Here is a 22,861-nt window from a genome sequence, read left to right as displayed (position 1 = left end):
CGGGGTTATTGTTCGTTCAGGGGCAGCAGCATTTGCCGAAGGGCAGCAAAATCAAGTGGTTTGGCCAAGAAGTTGTTGGCCCCCAGCTCCATGGCTTTCTGGTAACTGGCATCGTCGCCGTAGGCGGTTATCATCATTACCTGGGGTGGCGGGTTGGGGTGCTCCTGCTTGATGCACCGCAGCAGCTCTAGGCCACTCATGCCCGGCATGTTGATGTCGGATAAGATCAGGACCACCTCAGAGTAGTGCCCCTGCTGCAGGTACGCCAGGGCCTCCTCCCCCGAGAAGGCAAAGGCAAAGGAGAATATCCCCTCGCGGATTTCGCGGCGGAAGCGCTGCTCAAACAGCAGCTGCACATCGGCTTCGTCGTCTACTACCAGAATTTTCATCGGATGGAGTGTTCTGCTGGTACCTCGCTGCTCTGGCCTACGGGCAAGCTCACGGTAAACTTGGTGTACTGCCCTTCTTTCGTGTCAACGCGCAAAGTGCCCCGGTGAATTTTAGTGATGATATCATAGCTCAACGACAGGCCTAGGCCAGTGCCCTCGCCGGCGGGCTTGGTGGTAAAAAAGGGCTGGTAGATTTTTTCTACCACGCTGGCCGGAATGCCGGTGCCGTTGTCGCGCACTACTACCTCCACGGTGTTGGCGGTGCGGCGCGTTTTTACGCGCACTTCGGGCCGATACTCTTTCGTTTCCTGCTGTTTACGCATTTGCACGGCGTAAAAGGCATTGTTGAACAGGTTCAGCAGCACCCGTCCAATATCCTGGGGCACGAGCTCAATAACACCCATGTTATGCTCAAAATCAGTGGTGAGAGTGGCGCTGAAGGTGGGGTCTTTGGCGCGCAGGCCGTGGTAGGCCAGGTGCAGGTACTCGTCGCAGAGGGCGTTGAGGTTGGTGAGCTCGCGCTGGCCGGTGCCGGCGCGGGAGTGTTCCAGCATACCTCGCACTATGGCATCTGCGCGGTGCCCGTGGGTCTGAATTTTTTCGAGGGTTTGGGCCAGCTCACCGGCCAGCTCATGGGCGTACTCCTTATCGGGAGCCGGCAGGGCCTGCACCGGCCCCTCTTTCAGCTCCAGGAGCAGCTCCACGGCTACATCGGCAAAGTTGTTGACGAAGTTGAGCGGGTTCTGAATTTCGTGGGCAATGCCGGCCGTCAGCTCCCCCAAGGAGGCCATCTTCTCACTCTGCACCAGCTGGTCTTGGGTGGTTTGCAGGTGTAACAGGGTGCGTTGCAGGGCGGCCGTGCGCTGCTGCACCTGTTGCTCCAGCATTTCGTTTTGCTGGGCCAGCAGCACCTGTTTCTCCCGCTGCTGGGTAAGGGTTTGCTCTGAAAGGAGCCGCACTTGGTTTAGCTTGATCTTGAGCAGCCGACTATCGAGGGCAAACTGCCGAGCCAGAAACAGTGAAATAGCCAGCACCGGACTCAGAAAAGCCGGAAAGGTGAGCAGCGTATGCACCGGCACCGATAACAGCTCCATTTGGAGCACCGGCTGATGAAAGCGGGCCAGAAAGCCAAACAACACCAACAGCACCAGCGCAATAGCAAAACCCACCGCAATAATACCTACTGCCCGCCGGGTTTGCTGCATGGCCCCTACCGTAAGGCGCAGCTGCTCTGCCGATACCAGTACCATAAAGGCCACCGTGGGATACCAGCTTAAGCCGTGGCCATAGGTCAGCAGAGCCAGGCTCAGCCCATTTACCAACCACAAGCCGTAATACACAGCTGTGCGCCGCACACTAAACAGGCAGTACAAGGCATGCACCGCCAGTACCCCGCCGGTTTGTAAGGCTACGTAGGATAAAATATCCAGGCCCAGGCGCACGTCGGAGCGCTGCACCTCATCCAGAAACCCCGTGCAACAAAAGCTGGTGGCCACGGCCAGCGTATAGAGCGTGAAGTAGAGGTTAGCGCGCTGGGCAGGGTTGTAGATGAAAAAGGCCAAGTGCAGAGTGCTTAGCAGCAGGAACAGGCCAAACAACAGCATATCGGAGGTTTTATAGGTGGCCTCCCGCTGGTTGAAATCCACTACCTGGCGCAGCCCATCCAGGTGAGCCTGGAAGAATACAGGCACAAAAAAGTCGCTGAAACGCCTGAAGTTTGGCCACTGCGCATAGTGCACTGCCAGCACTTGCTCAGGCTGCTCGCTTAACGTTAGCTCAATGGGCTCTCCGTTAGGCCAATAGGGCTGCACCTGGGCCGGGGGGCCATTGAGTTTGCCGTAGCGCCGCACCAGTTGCCCATTGAAGTAAATTTCGGAGGCGGCGTACTGGTACACCCGCAGGGCCAGGGCCTGCTGGCGTAGGGCCGGCGCCACCCGGAAGTGCAGCCGCAGCCAGCCCGTATTGGCCAGCTGCGGAAGCTGATATACGCTGTGAGTGGGAGTTATGGTGGGCCAGTGGTGGTCGTCAAACTCAGGGCGGGCCCAGGCCAGGTTATGACCAGCCTGATATTTCCAGCCGCTGTCAAGCAAGAGCCCATCGGGGGCAGCTGCCGAAACGTTATGAGGGAGCCAGCCGGGGTTTGCGCCAGCACTACCTGCGCCCAAAAGGCCAACAACAGCAGAATACAGGCTTTCATCGACAGGTAGAAACTGAAATTCAGCCGACATGGCCCCACGAACACAACACACTTCTACACCCCCTGAAGACTGACTCTAAACCCAGCTTCGAAGTGACCTAACGGCCCAATGCTTTTCATCTATAAATATACTATTATTATATATGATTTTATTTTATCACACATTCCCTTCATCCACCCTCCACCTCGGGCTTTAGGCTATGTAATTAACTGGTAGCCAGCTATGCTGACAACGTAGTAGTGAGCAAACTATTCCTGTTATGTCGTTTCTGTCATCCTTCCATCACAAGCATGCAGCTCGGCCTCTGCTGGGCCAGCTGGCCAGGGGGGTGGCAGTGCTGTGGCATAGGGCTATCAACCTGGGCGCTCTGCCCACCCTCACGGTGTGGCAGCTTAAGCGGGTGCACCTGCTTAATGGCATCTGCTGGATTACCATCGGCATTTACGCCGGCTATGTGCTGGTATTTTTCAATTCCCCCGACTGGCTCACGTTTCGGATTTGCGTGTGCGGGCTTTGCCTGCACTTGCCGCCGCTGCTGCTCAACTACCACCACCGCTACGATGCCGCCGCTTACTACAACATTCTGAGCGTTACGCTGCTATGCTCCTTTATTGCAGTGGCTAGGCCCTATGATGGGGTAGAATACTTCCTGATTACCAACAGCATTGTGGGCATGCTCTTTTTCCGCAGATTCTGGAAGCTGGCCTGCCTGTTCCTGATTAACCTGGGGGCATACTTTGGGGTGCGCTACGTTATGCAAACCCTTGACCTGCACCTGTACGCCCCCAACAGTGCCCACTTTTATAACGTAAATGTGGTGCTGTTTTTCCTGACGCTGTTTTTGGTGGTGTACTACTTCCGGATCGAGAACTTCCGGCAGGAGATGCTGCTAACCCATCAGAATAAGTCGTTGGCTCAATCACTGGAACACCTGCAGGCCACGCAGGCACAGCTGGTGCAGCAGGAGAAGCTGGCTTCCTTGGGCGCCCTCACAGCCGGCATTGCCCATGAAATTCAGAACCCGCTCAACTTCGTCAATAACTTCTCGGAAGTAGGGCTGGAGCTGGTGGAGGAGCTACGCGAAGCCCTGAACCAGGAAACCGCCCCAGCAGAGGCCCGTGCGGCGGCTATGGCCGTACTGCACGATTTGGCCCAGAGCCAGCAGAAAGTACATGAGCACGCACACCGGGCTGGTACCATAGTACAGGCCATGCTGCAGCACTCCCGCGCCAGCACTGGCCAGCGCGAGCTTACTGACCTCAATGCTCTCTGCAATGAGTACCTGCACCTGGCCTACCACGGCCTGCGCGCCAAAGACCCCACCTTCAGCGCCACTCTCACCACTGATTTTGCCCTGCAGCTGGGCCAGGTACGGGTAGTGCCGCAAGACATTGGGTGGGTGCTGCTAAACCTGTTCAACAATGCCTTTTACGCTATTCAGCAGAAGGCCGAACAGGAGCCCAGGGGAGCTTACCGCCCTACTCTTGCGGTTAGCACCTGCCGCGTGGGCTCCGAGGTGCTCATACTGGTTCGTGATAATGGCACCGGGATTCCGGCCGCCGTGGTAGATCAGATTTTCCATCCCTTCTTCACCACCAAGCCGCCAGGTGAGGGCACTGGCCTAGGCCTGTCGTTGAGCTATGATATCGTTACCAAAGGCCACGGCGGTACGCTTACGGTGCACTCAGAGGAAGGCCAGTTTAGTGAGTTTACAGTGCGCCTACCTATAAGTTAGTGTTCCTTTCTTGGGGGGGCAGGAGTGCCATTGTTCACTCCTACCGCCTGAGGTGGGCTGCGGCGTATATAGCCGTAAGCTCATCTTTTCCGTATAGGCTCGGCAAAGGCGTTCCAATAGTGAAATGCCCACCCAACCCTTTCCTCTTACTCATGAAAAAGCAGCTGTTTTCTACCCTCGCCCTGGCCGCCCTACTTGCCGCTGGCACTACCACTACCAGCCTGGCCCAAACCAAGTCGAAATCCGACAGTGAAAAAACCAAAGTCACTGAAGATGGCACCATGGTAAAAACCAAAGTGGCCGACGACGGCAAAGTTAAAGTGAAGGGCAAAACTGATAAAGGGGCTAAAATGAAGGCCACCACCAAGCCCCGCGAAGGCGCCGACATGAAGAACATGAAAATGTCGTCGGAGTCGGCTAGCAACGGTGTAATGGTGGGCGGCGCCATGATGACGCCCGACAAAGACATTGTAGATAATGCCGTTAACTCTACTGACCACACCACCTTGGTGGGGGCAGTAAAGGCTGCCGGTTTGGTTGAAACCCTGAAAGGCGCCGGACCCTTCACGGTGTTTGCGCCCACCAACGCGGCCTTCAGCAAGCTGCCCGCTGGCACCGCCGAGGCCCTGATGATGCCCGAAAACAAGCAGAAGCTTACTACCATTCTTACCTACCACGTAGTACCCGGCCGCTTGCTGGCTGCTGACCTGCGAGATGGCCAGACGCTGACCACCGTAGAAGGCGAAACCCTCACGGTGCACCGCAGCGGCAACATGGTAATGCTGCATGACGCTAAGGGCGGCATGGCCAACGTAACCATTCCAAACGTGGTGTCAAAAAACGGCGTGACGCACGTGATTGATACAGTGCTCATGCCTACCAAATAAATTGGTCTGCAAGGTGGCCTAGGCAATCTGACACCAGCAAAAAGCCCCGGTTTCCTGCAGGAAACCGGGGCTTTTTAACTTAAAGCTGAGCTGCTCAGCTGGGGCAGTACGTGCAGGTGGCTGCTAGGCCAGAATATCCTGGTACTCGGGGTGTTGTTGCACGTAACCGGCCATGAACTCGCAGCTGGTGCGCACTTTCAGGCCTTGCTCGCGGGCGTAGGCCAGCCCAGCTTTAGCCAGCGTTTCGGCCAGGCCCTTGCCTCGCAGTTCTTCCTCAACGAAGGTGTGCGTAAAGTCAATGGTGCCACCATCTTGGCTGTAGGCCAGTTCGGCGCCAGCGCCATTTTCGTCAATGGTAAATTCCTGATCTTCGGGATGATGCTGTACGTGCGCGGCCATGAGGGTAATGATGAAGTAAACGTATTGCGGGCGCCCACCGGGCGCGGGAGCGTACGGGGGGTAGCCTTTTTCAGGGCAGTTTACGTATAGTACTTCAGGCCGGCCACCGTGCCGGCACATTTCTCCCGTTTCCCACCTTACTACTCTTACTTTCTTTCTGTATGGAACCTACTCCTGAGCATATCCAGCCCACTCCTGAACATACGCCTGCCACCGACCCCCGGAACGCTTCCGACGACCAGCAGCAGAACAACCGCTATAATACCGGCGAAGCCCCGGAGCCCACGGTAGGCCACGGCCATAAGTCGCCGGACTATGGTGACTTTGGTAAGGCTCCCTCCACGGAAAACGCTGCTCACTCTGAACATAGCCAAACTCAGGGCGGCAAGGTGGCACCATCAGTTGCCTATACTGAGCAGCGCGGTAGTACCCCACAAAACCTTGACCCCGCCCTGGCGCACGAGGTAGCCGACCTGGAGTACCAGGAGCAGCGTGAAGGCTGGGCCGCGGATGACCCGCGCTATGGTGGCGGCACCCGCAACTGGGCCACCGCTGAGCCGGCTAACCATAGCACTGGCCCCGCCGTTGATGACGAAGACAAGCCCCTGAACCCCAACGTGGGCAAAAATGATAACCCCGACGAGTTCAGCTCTTTACGCCCTGATGGCGGCGCCGGTATTCCCGGTAAATAAGCTTTCTGAACCGCATTTCTTTCTTGAACCCATGGCAGATCAGCAAAAAGACCAGCAGCAAGACCCGGCAGACGCTCTCAACCCAAACTCGGGAGCCAACCTAACGGAAGAGCAGCGCAAGCACCGCGAAGAAGTGTACGGCTACGCCCGCGATGAAGAAGGCACCCTCGATACCTCGGCCCAGTTGGAGCAGGAAACGCTGGGGGTACCCACCGATAGCAAAACAACCGGCCCCGACGCCGACATTGCCAACCGCCCCGATAACCTCCTGATTCCGGGTTTTAACAACCCCATCGACGACAATAACCGCTAGGCCTCTCACACCTGGCCTCGCACTAGCACTTTAAAAGGCTTCCTGCAGTAGTAGGAAGCCTTTTTGCTTATTGGCCTCTGGTGTTAGTAGTTGCCCATTTCGTAGCTGGTACTATGGGAGCTGGGTAAGTAAGGGCATTTGCTGCATTTTGCAGTTGCCGGCCCCTGCTGCATGTGCGCGAACCGGCACCCCCAGCACAACTCACCCGCGTATACAATTTATAGGTTCTCCCACTCCTTACCTGTTGTTTATGCCTGCTCCTTTCCTGGTACTGACCGATTTTACTGCTCCCGCCGATGATGCCTTGCGTTATGCGGCAGCACTGGCCCAGCCATTGGGCGCCGCGCTGGTGCTGCTGCACATCCGCCGCGAGTCGTTGCTTGATCCGGACGCCTTCATGGGCAAGATCCGGCATCTAACGGAAGGCGAGGTAGCCGCCGCCCTGGCTGAACGCACGCGGGAGCTTGCCGTGCCGGTAACCGTTGAAATGACGGCCGATAGCATAGCCTCAGCCGTTGCCGATGCCGTAAAGCGCCACCGGCCCAGCCTGCTGATACTAGGCAAGCCAGACACCCAAACCACCCCCGATGAGCTGGTGAGTAGCACCACTCTCACGCTGCTACGCGCTACCCGTACGCCCCTGCTGGTAATTCCGGCGGGTAGCCCCATGGCCGTACCTCCCCAGCGCGTCAGCATTGCCGCCGACGGCCACTCATTCTCCTTAAAACCCCAAACGGAAGCCATCCGGGATTTACTAGGCCAGTTGCAACCCACCCTCACGGTAGTGCACGTAGTGGAGCCCGAAGACCGTGACGACTGCACGGCCGCTCGTCAGGCCGTACTTCAGAGTGGGCTTACCACTGAAGTGCCGCAGGTGGCTACCCACGGCGTGCGGCATTTGCGCATTTACCAGGGCATTTTGCAGGGCGCCGCCGAAACCCACGCCGATTTGCTGCTGGTAGTTGCCCGCCGCCGCAGCTTCCTGGGCCAGTTGTTTAACCGCAGTATTACGTCGCAAGTGATTTTGCATGGCCGCCTGCCCCTGCTGGTGCTGCCAGCCCTGGAGTAAGGCCAAAGGCCTAGCGTATTTGTAGCACACAAAAAACCCCGCAACGTAGGCTGCGGGTTTTTTGCGTACTACTACGGCCTGATTACTTACTGATAATCATGCGGTGGTTCTGCACCGACTTTGCCGTGGTGAGGCGTACCATATACACGCCTGTGGGCATCTCATTGGCTACTACCTGGAAGTTGTAGGCTTTGCCAGCCTCGGCCATACCTTCGGCTACGCGCAACACCATGCGGCCACTCACATCATACACCTGCACGCTGTAGCGCTGGGCTTCAGCCAGCGTAAACCCAATGGAAGCGTTATGCGCAAATGGGTTAGGATAGATATTCAGGGCTTTCTCACCCTGCTGGAGCTGAGCCCCCTGTAGCATACCATTGCCACTCAGTGTTGAGTTAGAAGTACTAGTGGCTGCAGTAGTGGCCCGAGTTCCGCCCAAGGGGCAGCCGGCATTGTTGTACGTATCAAGAGCAGAAGCCAGCGAGCTAATGGTACCGTTTTTGTTGCCTCTGTACGCGGCATTTACATCCCGCTGGAGCGTTGCTATGTCAGGATAAGTGCTGGTGTAGGCCACTTCGGAACTGCAGATGTTGAGCAGCGCTGCCGTTGACTGCCGGGCCAGGTTATAGATGCCTCCCCCTTGCAGGTTCAGTGCTTGCAGCAGCGTGAGGCCCTGCAATTCACGAGGTGCATTTACAAATATACTGCTGTACGGTGTGGAAGTTGAGTAGTTGTTACACCACCGATTGGTGTGGTTTTTCCAGTAGCCCAGAGTACACCCTTCAGCGAAGCAGTTGGTTGGCACGGCATTTACCGTAATGGGGCTACCACCTGAAGTGCAGGTGCCGTTGCTGGCCGTAAGGCTATATTGGCCCGGAGCTACATTGTTGAATGTGCCCGCACTCGTTACGGCCGCCCGCACAGGGTTGGTGCCCGTAAGCGTATAGGTATAGCCCATTACGGCTCCCGTTATACTTATTGTTCCGCTGCTAGCCGTGCAGGTGGGCTGCGTTACAGTAGCCATTGGAGTGCCAGGCGTGCCAGGTTGCTCATTGATGGTAATGGGGGTGCCACCGGAAGTACAAGTACCATTGCTGGCAGTAATACTGTACTGTCCCGCTGCCAGACCCTCGAAAACGCCTGTGCTGTTAGTTACAGCGGCCCGAACCGGGTTAGTGCCCACCAATGAAAAGCTTAGGCCGCTAGTTGTTGAGGTAACGCTAGCTGTACCAATTGCGAGAGCACAGGTTGGCTGAACTACAGCAACCTCAGGAGCAGTAGGATTACCAGGCTGTGTATTAATGGTAATGGGAGTACCACCAGAAGTACACGTACCATTGCTGGCGGTAAGGCTATACATACCAGGCAGCACCCCCATAAACATTCCCGTAGTATTAGTAACAGGGGCTCTGGCGGGGTCAGTGCCTGTTAGTGTAAAGCTCATACCAGCGGTGGAGGAGCTAACTGTAACTGTACCAGTAGCTACTGAGCAGGTTGGTTGGGTTACAGAAGCAGTGGGTGCCGTGGGGGTATTAGGAGCCGCATCAATGGTGATTGTTCTTGCCTCAGAAGTACATGTGCCATTGCTGGCCGTGAGGCTATAGATGCCAGGCAGCACGCTCGTAAACTGACCATTGGTGTTTGTAACTCCTGGTCTGGCTGGGTTGGTGCCCGTAAGCGTATAGCTCAGTCCACCTACCACCGGATTTACAGTTACCGAGCCTGAGCCTTCGGTGCAGGTGGGCTGCACCAGAGTAGCCGCCGGCTTGTCAGGAGTAGATGGCTGCGGATTCACGGTGACAACCCGAGGGGCCGAAGTACATGAGCCATTGCTGGCCGTGAGGTTGTACGTACCTGGAGCAACTCCCATAAAGGCGCCCGTACTATTTGTTACGCCAGCTACTACAGGGCTAGTCCCGGTTAGCGTAAAGCTCAGCCCAGTAGTTTCTGAAGTTACGTTCACACTACCTGTGCTCGATGAACACGTGGGCTGAGTTACAGAAGCAGTGGGGGTGCTTGGCGTACTGGGTGGCGACATGATAGTTATGGGGGTGCTGCTAGAAGTGCAGGTACCATTGCTAGCCGTGAGGCTATAGGTGCCCGGTGCCACTCCCATGAAGACGCCCGTATTATTCGTCATGCCGGCCACTACGGGATTGGTGCCGGTGAGTGTAAAGCTTAGGCCAGTAGTTGTGGAAGTAACACTCACGCTGCCCGTGCTTGTGGTGCAGGTGGGTTGAACCAATGAAGCCGAGGGCGCATCCGGGGTAGACGGCTGAGGATTAACCGTTACCGTACTGCCTGGAGAATTGCAGCCAGCAGTATTCGTAGCTATGAGGCTATAGGTGCCCGGAGCTACTCCTGTAAAAGTGCCAGCATTGTTCGTCACGCCCGCCCGAACCGGGTCGGTGCCAGTAAGCGTGTAGGTGTAGCCAGCCACGGGCCCGGTAACATTCACCGTTCCGGTGGCTGTAGAGCAGGTAGGTTGTACTACGGTAGCAACGGGTGCCGTAGGAGCAGGCAGAGCCTCCAGGTTGATGGATGCGGTCACTGTGCAGTTCTTAGCATCTTTAACTGTAACAGTGTAATTACCAGCTGCAAGCCCCGTAAAGGTGGCTGATGCCTGTGGCGCTCCACCATTAAGGCTATAGCTATATGGGCCTGTACCTCCAGAAGCACCTACCGTTATGCTGCCACTAGACTGGCCTTCACACGGCCTAACGCTACTAGTGATAGAAGCCGATAAGAGCGAGGTGATGTTGATATCCAGCGGTGTTCCGCATTTAGGAGCAATGTCACAAAAGGTTAGAGGGCACTGCCGGCTGTCGCCGCCTGAGGCATCAGTGTAGGCGATATAAACCTTCGTGAGTTTTAACGACGAACCGCAAACGAAAGTAATAGGGTCATTAAAGGCGATGGTAGAAACAGATCCAGGAGGCACCCCTGATTTGCACCGCTCTATATATTGACTTGAGATTAAGTTTCCGCCCGAGTCATAAGCATTTAACACCGCAAAAACAGCGAAAGAGGTTCTAAATGAACCAGTTTTATTGGTAAGCTGAAAATTTAGAGTAGCTGTTGTAGTCTCTCCCGCGGTACAGGAGCAGCTATTACCGGTGGTCAGGAACGCTCCCGTCACTTCTAGATCTTGCGCTGTACACTTGGGTGCTCCTTTGCTACAGGTAGGCAATGTGGCCTCTGTAACCTGGGCCGATGCTTTGCCCGCGAGCAAAAGGCCGGCTAGTAGTAGTGCGTAGAAATACCCATTCAGAGCAGAAATAGCCTCTACAGCGTACTTAGTCACTTTCTGGCCACTTGTTCGTGTTGTGGCATTACCGGGAGAACCGGAATTATAGGGGCATGTGTGTTCATTGGAAAAATTTTCCATGACTCATTACTTGAAAGTGAAGGGGAGGTTGTGGAAAAGTCAGTGTAGCTGCAAAACAGCTCACTAAGGCAAAGCATAGGGAATAGCCAGCCTTAGACCCAAGGGCACATTACTTAGCTCTGTGAGCTAGAATTACAGGAAATGCAAGAGTTGAGTGCTTCTACTTCGAGGAAAAACTACCTACCAACTAGGCGCTCCTGTAGCGGAAAGCTCATACACGTGTACTCCGGGTCCATAGCTAGCCCGGCCAGAAGTGCAGAGAAAAAGTAGAGCAGATATCTAACGCCAAAAACCGCCTAATATCTCAATAGCCTCATAGCTATACGCCTGAGTAGTATATCGCTGGGTTGCGAGCCTAAGAACTCACAGCAAGATATCTTCCTAATCCGGGTTTCCTTTTGCGCACTTGGCTCCCACTCAGCCGTTCATCAGACCCTTACCCGAATTAGAATAACCTAAATTAATATATAAATAATAATAAACAACACATAGGTGTGCTTTATTTTTGAAACTCACCGTCAGCCGCTTCTGGCGTGGTTCCAGCCTGTTTCTTCAGGCTATCAATTTCTCTCCTGTTACAGTTTTTAGCTCGCTGTTTACCAATCAAGGAATTATTTACCGGTATAAGGTCAGCCAGTTTACCACTTCCAGCCGGCTTGCACACCAGCATACCCACTGCGCCCAGGGGCTGGCTGAAAATAGCGCCCCCCAAAGGCATTCAGGTCGTTGCCGAGGCTATAACGGCGGTCGGTAACGTTCTCCACTCCCCCAAATACATCCAGCGCCAAGTGGCCTAGCACCGTGCGGCGCCAGCCGGCACGGGTGCCAAACGTCCAGTAACCGGCGGCATATTGCGTATTGGCATCGGTGAGCGGAATGCGGGCCTGATGGTTTACTGTGGGGTTGAGGTAGAAACCCAAGGACTCGCTAAAATCAAGGCCGGCACTGAGGGTATGCGGGGCGGTACCGGTGAGGCGGTTGCCACTGTAGTTGTTGCCGCCCGACTCATAGCTCCCGAAGCGGTAGTGGTTGTAAGCGTAGCTGGCCCAGGCCCGGAGGCCACTCTGCACCTGGCCTAGCGCCGTAGCCGACGCGGCGAGTGTACCGGTTTGCTGCCAGAGCCAGCCACTTATGGCCGCCTCCAGGCCGCGCTGGCGCGTGTTGCCGGAATTGGCAAACAGTTGCGTGCCCTGTTCATCACTGCGCGTCACAATGGTTTGGCGCAACCTAAAATCATACACTGCCATATCAAACAGGATGCGCTGGTGCAGCATTTTGCCCCGCGCGCCCAGCTCGTAGCTCGTGCCCCGCTCCGCTTGCAGCCCCCGGTTAAGGCTGCCATCAGAAGGCCGTATTTCCTCCTCCGTGGGCGGCGAGAAGCCGCTGCTCACGTTTGCGTAGGCGGATATAAGCGGCGTCAGCTCTTTGAGCAGGGCTACCCGTGGTGAAACCTGGGGCCGGAAATCACGCTGGAAGCGGTAGTTACCAGGCTGGGTAGCCGCATCTGACACCCGGGTGATGCGGTAGCGCAGACGGTTATAGCTTGCCCCGGCCGTGAGCAGAAACCCGGCGGGCAACTCATAATCGGCCTGAGCGAAGACAAAGCCCGTTGCCGTTCTAATCTCATCATCGTAGCGCAGGGTGCCAGGAGTGCCTGCCCGGTTCTGGTAGTTGCGGGAATCCTCAAAGCCACTCTGCACTTCTCCCCCACCCTGCAGCCGGAGCGTACGGCCCACCAACGCAGTGCGGTAGCGCACCACGGCCCGCCCCCCCAGGCCCAGCAGCGTGTTGCGCTCATAATCTATTAGGTAGGGGGTCCGGATGGCGCTACCCGTACCGTACAGCGTGGCGGTGGTGCTGAGCCGGTCCGTGAACTGCATTTCGTGGGTGGCACCCAGCAGCACTGAGCGGGTGGCGTAAAACGTGCGCTGGGCTACGGTGCCGGGGCTGGTGGCCGTACCGGGTCGGGCCTGCCGGGGGTTTTGCTCAAACTGGGCCCTGGTCAGGCCGCCGGGCAGCTGGTAATTGAGGTCGGTGTAGAGGGCGTGCAGGCCCAGCGTGCCTTTATCGGAGGTCTGCATTTCGCCGTCCAGCGCCACAGTTTCGCGGCGCAGGGCGCTCTGCTCCCGGTAGCCATCCAGGGTTTGGCGCGAGTACTGAGCCCGCACGTAGCCGGTGGCCGAACCGGTTTCGGCGGCTACGGTATAGCGCCGCAGCCCAAAGCTCCCTATTGTAAAGCCCGTCTGCACCTGAGAGACGCCCGGGAGTGGCCTACGGTTAGTGAGCAGCACCGCTCCGCCGGTTCCGGCGCCATACACGCTGGCAGTAGGCCCTTTGATTACTTCAATACCACCCAGCTGACTGGGGTCTAGCAGGTTAAGGGAAGTGCTACCGCTGGCCTCCGTAAACGGGATACCCTGGTAATACACCTTCACGTTGCGTACCCCAAACGGTGAGCGGAGCGTACTGCCCCGCACGCTAAGCCGGTAGCTACCCGTGGCCCGCTCTTCCAGGCGCACGCCAGGCAGGGTGTTAACTGCCTGCGTGAGGGCCGTTTGCGAAAAGCGCTCCAGCACGGCAGCATCCAGCACGCCCACGGCCGCGGCAGTACGCCGCAGCGGCAGCCGCTGGCCGTAGCCGGTTACAGTAGCTTCGGGCAATGCCTGCACAGTGGCCGTATCAGGCTGAGCGGCGGACTGGGTTTGAGCAGCGGCAGCAACGGGCAGCACAACCAGCGCCGCGGCGTAACGGTGAATCATTCGGGTAAGTCTAAAGGCAGTAGGCGCTGGCAGGCAACCAGTGGCCTAGGCCTCGTGGTTTCTGCACCGCCAGAAGCTATACCGCGTTTCGCTGATTTCGTTTTGAATATTTCTGCCAACCGGGTTCTCCGAGTATGCAGCCGCGCGTGGTGTTATAGTGAAAACCAGACGAATGACTACTTCTTTTTATGCCTAACGCTTAACCACACCCCGAGGCAGGGCGAAGCGGTGAGGCTATCTACTGCAATAATTTATGCGCTATACCGGAAACCGGTATCTTTGATATGGTGCAGGAAAACCTTCCTGCTGTACTATGTCTCCCAAACATTACGTGAATAAAATGCCCGTCCTTCGTTTTGGCTGGCTCGTGCTAGTACTTTCCAGCTTCCTAATGCTGGGTAGTTGCGCACCGCAGAAAAAGACAGCGGGGTACCGAATTGGCTTTTCACAGTGCAGCATGGCGGGCCCGTGGCGCAAGGAAATGCTGGCCGGTATGGAGCGGGAGCTGAGCTTTCACCCGGAGGTGCAGCTGCAGGTGCTGGATGCCCACGACGACAGCCAGAAACAGCAGGAGCAAATACGGGAGTTTGTGCAGCAAGGCGTTGACCTGCTTATCGTTTCGCCTTATGAGTCGGAGCCGGTAACGCCGGCCGTGGAGGAGGCCTACCGGCGCGGTATCCCCGTTATTCTGCTCGACCGCCGTACGGCCTCCCAGCAGTATACTGCCTATGTAGGCGGCAACAACGTGGAGGTAGGCCAAACGGCCGCCCGCTACATTTCCCGCCTGCTGAAGCAACGAGGCAACATTCTTGAAATTCTGGGTACTCCGGGCTCTTCGGCCACTTCTGAGCGCCACCTGGGCTTTGCCCAAGGCTTGGCCTTGCACCCCGGCCTGCACGTGGTAGCACAAGTAACCGGCGACTGGACCGTGCGCACCCTGAAGCCCGAGCTGACCAAGGCATTGCAGGCTCACCCGGAGGTGACCATGATTTTCTCCCACAACGATGGGATGGGCCACGGCGCTTACGAAGTGTGCCAGGAATTGGGCCTCACCAAGCGCGTGCGCATCATTGGGGTAGATGCGCAGGCAGGCCCGGGCGAGGGCCTAGATTTGGTGCAGCGGGGTGTGCTCGATGCGTCCATTCTATACTCGCCTGGGGGTGAAGAAGCTATCCGGACGGCTCTGAAAATCCTCAGAAAAGCGCCTTTCAACAAGGAGAACATCCTGGGTACCATCGTTGTTGACTCAACCAACGTGCTCACGCTACTGCAGCAGAATGAAAAGATGCGCACCCAGCAGCAGGATATTGAGCGCCAACAGAGCCTTTTGCACCGGCTGCAGCAAACCTACGCCAGCCAGCAAGTCGTATTAAACTGGCTGCTGGTTACCCTGCTGGGCGCTGTGGCGCTTGGGGCAGCGGCCTGGCGCTCCGCCCGCAAAAACCGTCAGATAAATCACCTGCTGGCCCTGCAAAATGCGGAGAACGATAAAATCAACCGTCAGCTGGTACACCAGAACGAGGAGATTCTGCAGCAGCGCAATCAACTGGAGGTAATGGCGGAGCAGGCCCGCACCGATACCGAGGCCAAGCTGCGATTCTTCACCAACTTCTCGCACGAGCTACGCACCCCCCTCACCCTCATTCTGGGCCCCGTGGAGGAGCTCCTGACCAGTAGCCCCGACCTGACCGCTCCCCAGCGTCAGGATCTGGCACTGGTGCGCCGCAACACGCAGCGCCTGCTACAGCTGGTAAATCAGCTGCTCGACTTCCGCAAGATTGAAGTGGGTAAAATGGCCGTGCGTGCCACCGAGAGCAATCTGGTAGCCTTTGTGCGCGAAATCGTAGACGCCTTTGAAAAGCCCGCTCACCTGCGCGGCGTAGATCTGCGCTTTCAAGTAGCGCAGCCGGTGCTCATGGCGTGGTTTGATGGCAATATTCTGGATAAAGTCTTCTTCAACCTGCTCTCCAACGCCCTCAAGTTTACGCCTGAACAGGGCCGGATAACTATTAGTCTGCAGCCAGCTGATGAAGGGCGCTCCGTGCGGGTTAGCGTCGCCGACACCGGCCACGGCATCAGCCCCCAGGACCAAAGCCACATCTTTGAGTGGTTTTACCAGGGTGAGCAGGGTGCCGTAGCCAAAGGCTCCGGCATGGGCCTGGCATTGGCCCAGGGTCTGGTTAGGCTGCACCAGGGGCAGCTCACGTTTAGCAGCCAGCCCGGGCAGGGCAGCACCTTTGTGGTAACGTTGCCCCGGGAGCTGCCCGAGGAACTACGCTCCCACAGCCCTACCGCACCCCTGCAGCTTTCTCTGGATGAGCCCGAGCCTATTACCTCTGAGCTAGGCCACCACCTGGAACAGGAAGGCCCTGAAAACACCAGCGAAACGCTGGTGCTGGTGATTGAAGATAACAGCGAGGTAAACGACTTTCTGACGCGCAAGCTCCGGACAGATTTTAGGGTGCAAAGTGCCAGCGACGGCCACTCGGGCTTCCGGATGGCTACCGAGCTCATTCCGGATTTGATTGTGTGCGATGTGATGATGCCCGGGCTGAGTGGCCTAGAGGTGGTTACGCAGCTGCGAGCCGACTGGCGCACCTCCCACATTCCGGTGGTGCTACTCACGGCTCGCACTGCCCCCGAGCAGCAAGTGGAGGGCGTACAGGCCGGCGCCGACTTGTACCTGACCAAACCCTTCAACCCCACCTTCCTGCAAGAGAGCATTCGCACCCTGCTCTCAAACCGGGCCCGGCAGCGGGAGCACTTCCGGCGGGAGCTCTCCATTGATACCGCCACGGTAGCTACCACCAACCCCGACCAGAAATTCCTGGCTGACCTTACCGCTATTGTGGAAGCCAACCTCACCCGCTCCAACCTGAGCGTGGAGGATATTGCCCGCAGCCTGGGTATCTCCCGGATGCAGCTGTACCGGAAAGTGAAAGCCGTGCTGGGCACCGGCGTTACTGACTTCGTGCAGAACCTGCGCCTGACCAAAGCCCGGGAACTGCTGCTCGATGAGTCTCTCACCATTGCCGAGGTGGCCTATGAGCTGGGCTTCTCCTCGCCCTCTTACTTCTCGGCCAGCTTTAAGGCCCATTACCAGCTGGCTCCTTCTGAGTTCCGGACCCTGCACATCGCGCCTCACTACTGATGTATTTCTGATATTGTTGTTACAAATGTGCTACCGGACCCCCATGGGGTTCGGTTTTTTATTTTATTAACTATATAAAAATCAGAGCATTACAACTTTTTCATAGATTGAACACATTTTGAAAGAATCGTGCATGCCTTGCGGGGCGCTGCGGTAGAATTTTGCTAGCACTACTACCGCCATGAATCCTTCAACCGCCATCGTTTGCATAGGGGAATTCCTCTGGGATATGCTGCCCGCCGGCCGCCAACCCGGCGGGGCGCCCTACAACGTGGCCGTGCAGCTGCAACGGCTAGGCCACCCGGCCCAGCTTATCAGCCGGGTGGGGGAAGATGAACTAGGCGCCGGCCTGGTAGCAGCCATGCAGCAGCAGGGCCTCGACTGCCACCTGATTCAGCGCAGCCAGACTCACCTGACGGGCGTGGTGAAAGTAAACCTCACCTCCGGCCCCCGGGTGTATAAAATTGTAGAGCCGGTTGCCTGGGATTACCTCCAATACACTGAGGAGGTCCGGGCCGCAGTGGCGGAGGCACGCATGGTAGTATACGGCTCCCTGGCCGCCCGCAGTGCCGCCACCCGCGAAACCCTCTACCGCCTGCTGCAGGTGGCCCGGTTTAAGGTGTTTGATGTAAACCTGCGCCCGCCTCATTATACCCGCACGGGTATCAAGTACCTTCTGCGGCAGGCTGATTTGGTAAAGCTCAGCGAGCAGGAGCTAAGCGAGATAATGGGGTGGCTAGGCCAGCCAAGCGACGAGGCCACGGCCCTGCCGTGGCTGGCAGCCCACTTCAAACTGGAGGCCGTGTGCCTAACCAAGGGGGCAGCCGGCGCCACACTCTGGTACCGCAATGAGCTGATCAGCGAAGCAGGCCACCCGGCCGCTGCCCAAGACAGCCTGGGCACCAGTGATGCTTTTCTGGCTACTCTGCTTACGCACTGGGGTACCCACAGTCCTGCAGAATGCCTGCGGGCAGCGCTGGCTGCTCGTCCCCAAGGTACCGCACCGCCAGTGCATGCCAGCCTTTCGCCCTAGGCCACTTTACAGCTCAATTTCTTTAGTGCTTTCCCCAATGGCGGCCCGGCATCAGGCCCGTGGCCGCTCCCAGATTCCTCTTTAGTCCCACTTCTTAATCCCCCTCTTCTATGCCGCTTTCATTACAATTCCCACACGGCTCTGGCTTCCGCAGCCGCCTTTGGCTTACGCCAGCGGTGGGCGGTGTGCTCCTCTCGGGCCTAACCCTTGCCCTGCCGGCCGCTGCAACGGCCGCTACCCCCAGCGCCAAGCGTACTGCCGCCGCGTTGGTAAACAGCCCCGTGAGTGGCCGTGTAGTTGATGCCAAAGGTGAAGGCCTGCCCGGCGTTACGGTACTGCTGGAAGGCACCACGCTGGGCAGCGCTACTGATGCCTCGGGTGCTTACACCATTTCTAACGTACCCGCAGGTTCTTACACCCTGGTCATCTCGTCGGTGGGCTTTACCACCAGCCGCCAGGCTATTACCGTAGTTGACGGCCAGCCCACGCAGGTGAGCAGCATTACCCTCAACGAGGACACGCAGGCGCTGAAGGAAGTAGTGGTAGTGGGCTACGGCACGCTGAGCCGCCAGGAGCTGACCACGTCAGTAGCGTCGGTATCGGCGCCGCAGATTGAGCGGCAGCGGGTAGCCGGCTTCGATCAGGCCCTGCAAGGCCAGGCCCCCGGCGTACAGGTAACGGCTCCTACGGGAGCTCCGGGTGCGGGCATTAACGTGCGCATTCGGGGTAACAGCTCTATTACCGGCAGCAACTCCCCGCTGTATGTGATTGATGGCGTACCCGTGCTGCCCACCTACGACCGTGAGCTGAGCGTAGGCAACCAGAAGCCCAACCCCCTCAACTCCATCAACCCCGCCGATATTGAGTCGATTGACGTGCTCAAGGACGGTGCCGCCGCTGCTATTTACGGTGTGCGCGCTGCCAACGGCGTAGTGGTGGTTACTACCAAGCGTGGTAAGTCGGGCAAGCCGCAGGTAGGCCTCAATGCTTACTACGGCGTGCAGCAGCTCCGCAAGAAGCTGGACGTGCTCAACGCGCGTCAGTTTGCAGAGTACTACAATGAGTCGCAGATTAACGGGGGTGCTGCTCCTGGCTTCGCTGATGTCAATAACCTGCCCTACGACACCGATTGGCAGGATGAGGTGTACCGCACGGCCGCCATTCAGAACTATCAGCTGAACGTAAGCGGCGGCACCGACAAAACCCGTTACTATGTGGCGGGTGGCTACTTCAAGCAGGATGGTATCATTCTGAACTCGGGCTTCGACCGCTTCAACTTCAAGCTGAACTTTGATCAGCAGGCGGGCACCAAGTTCCGGATTGGCACCAACATGAACATGAGCCGCACCAATACTAATGGTAGCGTGCGCAGTGAGCTGGGCCTGGGCAACTCAGGCACCGTACTAGGTACGCTGGCTCAAATCCCGACCATTCCCGTGCGGGATGCCAACGGCGTATACGCCACCAACCCCTTCTCGCTGTCAGACAACCCCGTTGGCAACCTCCTGGAAACCAACAACAAGGCTATTACCAACCAGGTAATTGGCAACCTGTACGGGGAGTACGACATTCTGAAGAACCTGAAGTTCCGCTCGTCGCTGGGCATCGACTTCCGCACCCAGCTGGAGAATGAGTTCATCACCCGCAACTACCCCGGCACCTCGCGGGCTGATGCTTCTACGCGAGGCAGCGGCCGCACCGGCACTACCCAGCAAACTATCTGGCTCTGGGAAAACACGGTAACCTACAACCCCAACCTGGGTGAGAAGCACAGCCTGCAACTGCTGGCGGGCCAGTCGGTACAGGAGTCTAACCGCTTTGCCTCCAACGCTTCAGTGCGGGGCTACGCTTCCAACGCAGTGCCGTACCTCTCGGCCGGTACTGAGCGCCTGGGCACCAGCAGCTACGAGGAAGAGTGGGGCCTGACTAGCTTGTTTGCCCGCGCTATCTATAGCTTCGATGACCGGTACCTGGCCACGCTGAGCTTGCGCCAGGATGGCACCAGCCGCTTTGACCAGCACTACGGCTACTTCCCGGCCGTGGCTTTGGGCTGGCGCATCTCCAAGGAGTCTTTCTTCCCCCAGAACACCCCTGTTTCTGACCTGAAAGTGCGCGGCAGCTTTGGTATCAACGGTAACCAGGAGCTGGGCTACACTTACCAGCGCTTTAGCGCCTACAGCGCCGGCTCCAACTACGCAGGCAGCGCCGGCACCATCCAGGGTGGCATTCGCCCCGACCGGATCGGTAACCGCGACCTGAAGTGGGAAACGTCTAAGCAATATGACCTGGGCCTCGACTTGGGCCTGTTCAACGACCGTCTCACGTTTAACTTTGATGCCTACCGCAAGCGCTCAAACAACCTGTTGCTGAGCGTGCCCCTGGCCCCCAGCACGGGTGCTGAGCAGCTGAGCATCATCCAGAACGTGGGTACAGTAGAGAACAAGGGCCTGGAGTTTGCCCTAGCTACTACCAACGTGCAGGGCGAAAACGGAGGCTTCAACTGGAGCACTAACCTGAACGCCTCGCTGAACCGCAACAAGGTTATTGACCTGGGCACGCTGGTAAACGACCAGAACCAACTGGTGGACCGTACCATCATCAACAGCAACAGCATTACCAAGAAGGGCCAGCCGCTGGGCGTGTTCTACGGCCACCAGGTGCAGGGCATCTTCCAGTCGGCTGATGAAATTAAGGCGGCTCCTACGCAACCCGGCAACCCTAAGCCAGGAGATATCCGCTTCGTAGACGTGAACGGTGATGGTAAAATCAACAATGATGACCGCACCATCATCGGCAATCCTAACCCCAAAGTTATTGCGGGCGTTACGAACACGTTCACCTTTAAAGGTCTCGATCTGAGCGTGTTCTTCCAGGGCAGCTTCGGCAACGACATCTATAATGCCAACCGCCAAGCGCTGGAGTCGCTGACCGGCCCGGTTAACCAGCTCACCACGGTGCTCGACCGCTGGACGCCTTCTAACACCAACACCAACATACCACGGGCGGTGTTTAATGACCCGAACGGCAACGGCCGCTTCTCGTCGCGCTGGATTGAGGATGGCAGCTACGTGCGCCTCAAAAACCTAACCCTGGGCTACACACTGCCCACCACGCTCATCAACAAGGCCCGCATTGCCAGCCTGCGCGTGTACGTGAGCGGTCAGAACCTGATTACCTGGACGGACTACTCGGGCTACGACCCGGAGGTAAGCGCCGACCCCTTCTCTTCCACTAGCATCGGTCGCGACTTTGGCGTGTACCCCCAATCCCGCACTTATACCGTTGGTCTGAACGCCAACTTCTAAGCTGAGCTCCGCTATTCCCATGAAAAAGATACTAATCCCCGTTTTTGCGCTGGTTCTGCTGGGTAGCTGCGATGTTCTTGACAAGCAGCCCCTGCCCACTATTGCGCCCGAAAACTTTTACCAGAACGCCGATGACGCGGAGGCAGCTATTACGGCCGCCTACGACGCCCTGCAGGCTACCGGCCTCTACAGCCAGGACTTGGTAGTAGTGGGTGAAATGCCCTCTGATAACTGCACCAGCACCAACGGCGACGTTACCACGCTGGACCGGATTAACTGGACGCCGACCACCAGCCAGGTAACCAACATCTGGCGCGCTTGTTACATTGGCATCAACCGCGCCAATGCCGTGCTGAAATACGTGCCGAACGTATCGATGGCCGCGGATCGGAAAAACCAGATTCTGGGCGAAGCCTACTTCCTGCGGGCCCTGCACTACTACAACCTGGTGAAGCTGTACGGCGCAGTGCCGTTGCGCCTAGACCCCACCGAAACCGGTGACCCCGCAGTAATTGCCCTGCCCCGCACATCGGCTGAAACCGTGTATGGCCAGATTGTTACTGACCTGACCGCGGCCGATGGCCTGGCCCCGGCCAGCAACACCAACCGCGTAACGAAAGGAGCCGTGAATGCACTGCTGGCCAAAGTGTACCTCACGCAGCGCCAGTGGGCCCAGGCCGCAACGGCCGCCAACAAGGTTATCAACGCTGGCACGTACTCGTTGCTGCCTAATTTCAAAGGCCTTTTCCCGGCTGAGAACAAGGCGCCCGAAACCATTCTGGAAGTGCAAAACCAGGGCAACGCCGATGGCAACAACATCCTGCCCGACCTATTGCTTCCTTCGCCGCCGGCCACGTACTCCTTCCCGAAGTTCAACATTCCTACTGCCGAGCTGCTCCAGTACGCCGATACCTCATCGGTGCTGGCGGGCGGCGTGCGCAAGCCCAATGCTGACAAGCGCTGGACGCTCATTGGCCGCACCAATGCCGGCCGCGACTACGCCAGCTTCGTGTACAGCACCAGCAGCACGGCCAACGATAGAGGCGCGTTTGTGTACAAGTGGCCCGGTGCTCCCAATGCCTTCAACAGCCCCGACAACACCTACATTCTGCGCTACGCCGATGTACTGCTGATGTACGCGGAGGCTGCCAACGAACAGAGTGGCCCCTCAGCCGATGTGCTGGCTAAGCTGAACCTGGTACGTACCCGGGCTGGGTTGCTCCCGCTCACGGCTGCCTCGCCGCAGTACGCCAGCAAAAAGGCCCTGCGCGATGAAATTGACCGTCAGCGCCGCTTAGAGCTGGCCTTTGAAGGTGAGCGGTGGTATGATCTTCTGCGCTACGCCCGCCACAACCAGGCCGAACCCGGCGCGCATGCGGTAACTGCCCTGGACCTGATTCAGGAGAAGCTTACCCGTCCGGATGTGAACTACCTGTTGTTCCCCATTCCGCAGAACGAGATTAACAACAACGCACAGCTCCAGCAGAACCCTGGTTATTAATGACTTTTCGGCCCGGCGGTCTGCAAGCTGCCGGGCCGATGT

General features: G+C 57.6%; 14 protein-coding genes and 1 pseudogene. 9 read left to right on the top strand and 6 right to left on the bottom strand.

The features are described 5' to 3' along the window. Window positions 1-5: 5 nt before the first annotated feature. Both HMJ29_RS13730 and HMJ29_RS13725 read right to left on the bottom strand, forming a co-directional pair. Window positions 6-389 (bottom strand): response regulator, encoded by a 384-nt coding sequence (locus HMJ29_RS13730; protein ID WP_171592032.1) that lies wholly within the window; start codon window positions 387-389, stop codon window positions 6-8. Beyond that, complete coding sequence (locus tag HMJ29_RS13725) at window positions 386-2,617, bottom strand: sensor histidine kinase (protein WP_253805644.1); 2,232 nt, start codon at window positions 2,615-2,617, stop codon at window positions 386-388. Before HMJ29_RS13725 ends, HMJ29_RS13730 begins: the two co-directional genes overlap by 4 nt. 229 nt (window positions 2,618-2,846) lie before the next feature. On the opposite strand from HMJ29_RS13725, the gene HMJ29_RS13720 reads away from it, so the two are divergent. Then, window positions 2,847-4,322, top strand: a complete 1,476-nt coding sequence (locus HMJ29_RS13720; RefSeq protein WP_171592031.1) for a sensor histidine kinase — start codon at window positions 2,847-2,849, stop codon at window positions 4,320-4,322. A 386-nt stretch (window positions 4,323-4,708) separates the two neighbouring features. Beyond that, window positions 4,709-5,209, top strand: a complete 501-nt coding sequence (locus HMJ29_RS13715; RefSeq protein ID WP_244679338.1) for a fasciclin domain-containing protein — start codon at window positions 4,709-4,711, stop codon at window positions 5,207-5,209. Window positions 5,210-5,332: 123 nt separating this feature from the next. Here HMJ29_RS13715 and HMJ29_RS13710 read toward each other — a convergent pair whose 3' ends face one another. Next, window positions 5,333-5,608: a GNAT family N-acetyltransferase gene (locus HMJ29_RS13710; protein ID WP_171592029.1), complete on the bottom strand. Its 276-nt coding sequence runs from the start codon at window positions 5,606-5,608 to the stop codon at window positions 5,333-5,335. Window positions 5,609-5,769: 161 nt separating this feature from the next. On the opposite strand from HMJ29_RS13710, the gene HMJ29_RS13705 reads away from it, so the two are divergent. The 3 genes from HMJ29_RS13705 to HMJ29_RS13695 all read left to right on the top strand — a co-directional run bounded on the left by HMJ29_RS13705 (window position 5,770) and on the right by HMJ29_RS13695 (window position 7,682). Next, the gene (locus tag HMJ29_RS13705; protein WP_171592028.1) at window positions 5,770-6,300 is read left to right on the top strand and encodes a hypothetical protein; all 531 of its coding nucleotides are present in this window, start codon (window positions 5,770-5,772) and stop codon (window positions 6,298-6,300) included. A 31-nt stretch (window positions 6,301-6,331) separates the two neighbouring features. Continuing rightward, a complete protein-coding gene (locus HMJ29_RS13700) occupies window positions 6,332-6,613 on the top strand; it encodes a hypothetical protein (RefSeq protein WP_171592027.1) in 282 nt (93 codons plus the stop codon). A 250-nt stretch (window positions 6,614-6,863) separates the two neighbouring features. Beyond that, window positions 6,864-7,682 carry a universal stress protein gene (locus tag HMJ29_RS13695; RefSeq protein WP_171592026.1) on the top strand — a complete coding sequence of 273 codons (819 nt, stop codon included), beginning with the start codon at window positions 6,864-6,866 and terminating at the stop codon, window positions 7,680-7,682. Window positions 7,683-7,764: 82 nt separating this feature from the next. On the opposite strand, the gene HMJ29_RS13690 is transcribed toward HMJ29_RS13695, so the two are convergent. The 3 genes and pseudogenes from HMJ29_RS13690 to HMJ29_RS13685 all read right to left on the bottom strand — a co-directional run bounded on the left by HMJ29_RS13690 (window position 7,765) and on the right by HMJ29_RS13685 (window position 13,829). Beyond that, window positions 7,765-10,233 carry a T9SS type A sorting domain-containing protein gene (locus tag HMJ29_RS13690; RefSeq protein WP_244679252.1) on the bottom strand — a complete coding sequence of 823 codons (2,469 nt, stop codon included), beginning with the start codon at window positions 10,231-10,233 and terminating at the stop codon, window positions 7,765-7,767. 90 nt (window positions 10,234-10,323) lie between these two features. Continuing rightward, window positions 10,324-11,070: pseudogene (locus HMJ29_RS20695) on the bottom strand (SprB repeat-containing protein); the annotation flags it as partial. 638 nt (window positions 11,071-11,708) lie between these two features. Beyond that, complete coding sequence (locus HMJ29_RS13685) at window positions 11,709-13,829, bottom strand: TonB-dependent receptor family protein (RefSeq protein WP_171592024.1); 2,121 nt, start codon at window positions 13,827-13,829, stop codon at window positions 11,709-11,711. A 313-nt stretch (window positions 13,830-14,142) separates the two neighbouring features. On the opposite strand from HMJ29_RS13685, the gene HMJ29_RS13680 reads away from it, so the two are divergent. The 4 genes from HMJ29_RS13680 to HMJ29_RS13665 all read left to right on the top strand — a co-directional run bounded on the left by HMJ29_RS13680 (window position 14,143) and on the right by HMJ29_RS13665 (window position 22,819). Further along, the gene (locus tag HMJ29_RS13680; RefSeq protein WP_171592023.1) at window positions 14,143-16,980 is read left to right on the top strand and encodes a substrate-binding domain-containing protein; all 2,838 of its coding nucleotides are present in this window, start codon (window positions 14,143-14,145) and stop codon (window positions 16,978-16,980) included. Window positions 16,981-17,161: 181 nt separating this feature from the next. After that, window positions 17,162-18,013 carry a carbohydrate kinase family protein gene (locus tag HMJ29_RS13675; protein ID WP_171592022.1) on the top strand — a complete coding sequence of 284 codons (852 nt, stop codon included), beginning with the start codon at window positions 17,162-17,164 and terminating at the stop codon, window positions 18,011-18,013. Window positions 18,014-18,123: 110 nt separating this feature from the next. Next, on the top strand, window positions 18,124-21,318 hold the full coding sequence (locus HMJ29_RS13670; protein WP_171592021.1) for a SusC/RagA family TonB-linked outer membrane protein: 3,195 nt from the start codon (window positions 18,124-18,126) through the stop codon (window positions 21,316-21,318). A gap of 19 nt (window positions 21,319-21,337) precedes the next feature. Then, complete coding sequence (locus tag HMJ29_RS13665) at window positions 21,338-22,819, top strand: RagB/SusD family nutrient uptake outer membrane protein (RefSeq protein ID WP_171592020.1); 1,482 nt, start codon at window positions 21,338-21,340, stop codon at window positions 22,817-22,819. Window positions 22,820-22,861 lie beyond the last annotated feature (42 nt).

This window comes from Hymenobacter taeanensis, from assembly GCF_013137895.1.
Classification (GTDB): Bacteria; Bacteroidota; Bacteroidia; order Cytophagales; family Hymenobacteraceae; genus Hymenobacter; species Hymenobacter taeanensis.
The sequence above is the reverse complement of the archived record's forward strand: the minus strand, read 5'-3'. Positions and strand labels throughout refer to the sequence as shown.